Annotated in this window: 3 protein-coding genes and 1 pseudogene; all 4 read left to right on the forward strand. The window is 69.6% G+C overall.

Annotated elements, in window-relative coordinates; genetic code table 11:
* Nucleotides 1-643, forward strand: a 643-nt coding sequence (locus G6017_RS04960; RefSeq protein WP_182616209.1) for a biotin/lipoyl-containing protein, incomplete at its 5' end; no start/stop codon positions are given.
* Nucleotides 636-1,793, forward strand: coding sequence for an acyl-CoA dehydrogenase family protein (locus tag G6017_RS04965; RefSeq protein ID WP_182616212.1), 1,158 nt, complete (start codon nt 636-638; stop codon nt 1,791-1,793). The genes G6017_RS04960 and G6017_RS04965, both read left to right, overlap by 8 nt.
* Nucleotides 1,790-2,320 (forward strand): MaoC family dehydratase, encoded by a 531-nt coding sequence (locus G6017_RS04970; protein ID WP_241731378.1) that lies wholly within the window; start codon nt 1,790-1,792, stop codon nt 2,318-2,320. Before G6017_RS04965 ends, G6017_RS04970 begins: the two co-directional genes overlap by 4 nt.
* Nucleotides 2,317-2,515: pseudogene (locus tag G6017_RS04975) on the forward strand (aldolase/citrate lyase family protein); the annotation flags it as partial. The gene G6017_RS04970 and the pseudogene G6017_RS04975, both read left to right, overlap by 4 nt.

Raw genomic sequence — 2,515 nt, forward strand, 5'->3', positions numbered from 1 at the left:
GCCCAACGGCTGGCGGGTCGGAGGTCGCGCCGAGGTGTGGACCCGGCTGGACTCCGGCCCGGGGTCGGACGCGGTCACCGTCGGCCTCAAGGGGACCCCCGACGACGCCGAGGTGACCATCACCGACGCCACGATCGGCTCCACTGCCGAGCCCGAGGTCTCCTCCCGGCACCAGGCCAGGGTCGCCCGGGACGGCGGGTCGCTGCGACTGACCGTCGACGGCACGCAACAGCGCTGGACCGTCGTCCGCTCGGCCGACCCCAGGGCGGCGGACACCTTCTGGGTCGCCGGCGACGGAGGCACCTGGGACCTGCGCATGCTCCCGCTGATCGACTCCCGGATCCACGACGCCGGCATGTCGGACGGTCAGATCCTCAGCCCCATGCCCGGGTCGGTCATCGCGTGCTTCGTCGCCGACGGTGACGAGGTGACCGCGGGCCAGAACGTCCTGGCCGTCGAGGCCATGAAGATGGAGCACGCCCTGTCGGCGCCGATCGACGGAGTGGTCCGGCTGAACGTCTCCACCGGCGAGCAGGTGCCCGCCGACCACCTGCTCGCGACGGTCGAACCAAGCACGGTTGAATCAAGCGCCGTCGAGCCCCACCCCTCCACCGAGGAATCCCAAGGAGAAACCGATGCCTGAGTTGGAAGAGCACTACCAGGACCTCAAGGTCACTGTCGCCGAGTTCGCCGACAAGGTGGTGGCCCCCGCCTCGGCCGAGCACGACCGCAACCACACGTTCCCGTACGAGATCGTGGCCAAGATGGGCGAGATGGGCCTGTTCGGCCTGCCGTTCCCCGAGGAGTTCGGCGGCATGGGCGGCGACTACTTCGCCCTCTCCCTGGCGCTCGAGGAGCTGGGTCGTGTCGACCAGTCGACCGCCATGACGCTCGAGGCCGGCGTGGGCCTGGGCGCGATGCCCATCTACCACTTCGGCACCGACGAGCAGAAGAACACCTGGCTGCCCGACCTCGCCGCGGGCACGAAGCTCGCGGGCTTCGGACTCACCGAGCCCGGCGCGGGATCGGACGCCGGCGCCACCAAGACCACCGCCAAGCGGGACGGCGACGAGTGGGTGGTCAACGGCAACAAGCAGTTCATCACCAACTCGGGGACCCACATCACGTCGCTGGTCAACGTCACCGCGGTGACAGGGGAGCGGCGGGCCGCGGACGGATCGGTGAAGAAGGCCATCTCGACCATCATCGTCCCGTCGGGGACGCCCGGCTTCACGGTCGAGCCGGCCTACGACAAGGTCGGGTGGAACTCCTCCGACACGCACCCGCTGACCTTCTCCGACGTGCGGGTCCCGGCCGAGAACATCCTCGGCGAGGAGGGGCGCGGGTACGCGAACTTCCTGTCGATCCTCGACGAGGGCCGCATCGCGATCGCCGCGGTCGCCACCGGCGCCGCGCAGGGGTGCGTCGACGAGTCGGTGAAGTACGCGCGTGAACGCGAGTCCATGGGCCAGAAGATCGGGTCGTTCCAGGCGATCTCCTTCAAGATCGCCCGCATGGAGGCCCGCGCCCACACCGCGCGCTGCGCCTACTACGAGGCCGCGCGTCTCATGCTGGCCGGCAAGCCCTTCAAGAAGGAGGCCGCCATCGCCAAGATGGTCTCCTCCGAGGCGGCCATGGACAACGCCCGGGACGCCACCCAGATCCACGGCGGCTACGGGTTCATGAACGAGTACCTGGTGGCCCGGCACTACCGGGACTCCAAGATCCTCGAGATCGGCGAGGGCACCACCGAGGTGCAGCTCATGCTGATCGCGCGCGGTCTCGGGTTATGAGTGACCAGGCTGTGACGATGGACGGACAGCGCAATGAGATCGTCCAGCGCGGACTGTGGTTCGAGGAGTACGAGGTGGGCACCGCCTACCTCCACCGTCCCGGCCGCACGATGACCGAGACGGACAACGTCCTGTTCACCACGCTCACCATGAACACCCAGGCCCTGCACCTGGACGCCGCGTGGTCGGCCGAGCAGCCCGGTTTCGGCGGCGAGCGGCTCATGAACTCCATGCACACGCTGTCGACGCTGGTCGGGCTGTCGGTCGCGCAGCTCACCCAGGGCACGATCGTGGCCAACCTCGGGTTCTCCGAGGTCACCTTCCCCAAGCCCGTGTTGCACGGTGACACCCTCTACGCCGAGACGGTGTGCACGGACAAGCGGGAGTCGAAGTCGCGCCCGGGCGAGGGCATCGTGACTCTCGAGCACATCGGTCGCAACCAGCACGGTGACGTGGTGGCCAGGGCCGTCCGCAAGACGCTGGTCCGTAAGCGTCCGGCCGAGCAGCCGGGGGAGGGGTCGGCATGACCCCGGCGTGGATCCCGCCCGGCCCGGCACTGCTGTTCTGCCCGGCCGACCGCCCCGAGCGGTACGGCAAGGCGGCCGAGCGCGCGGACGTGGTGATCGTGGATCTGGAGGACGCGGTCGCACCGGACGCCCGACCGGCCGCCCGGGAGGCGCTCGTGGCCTCCGATCTCGATCCGGAGCGCACGATCGTCCGGG

The sequence above is a fragment of the Dietzia sp. B44 genome, assembly GCF_014145245.1.
Taxonomy (GTDB): Bacteria; Actinomycetota; Actinomycetes; order Mycobacteriales; family Mycobacteriaceae; genus Dietzia; species Dietzia natronolimnaea.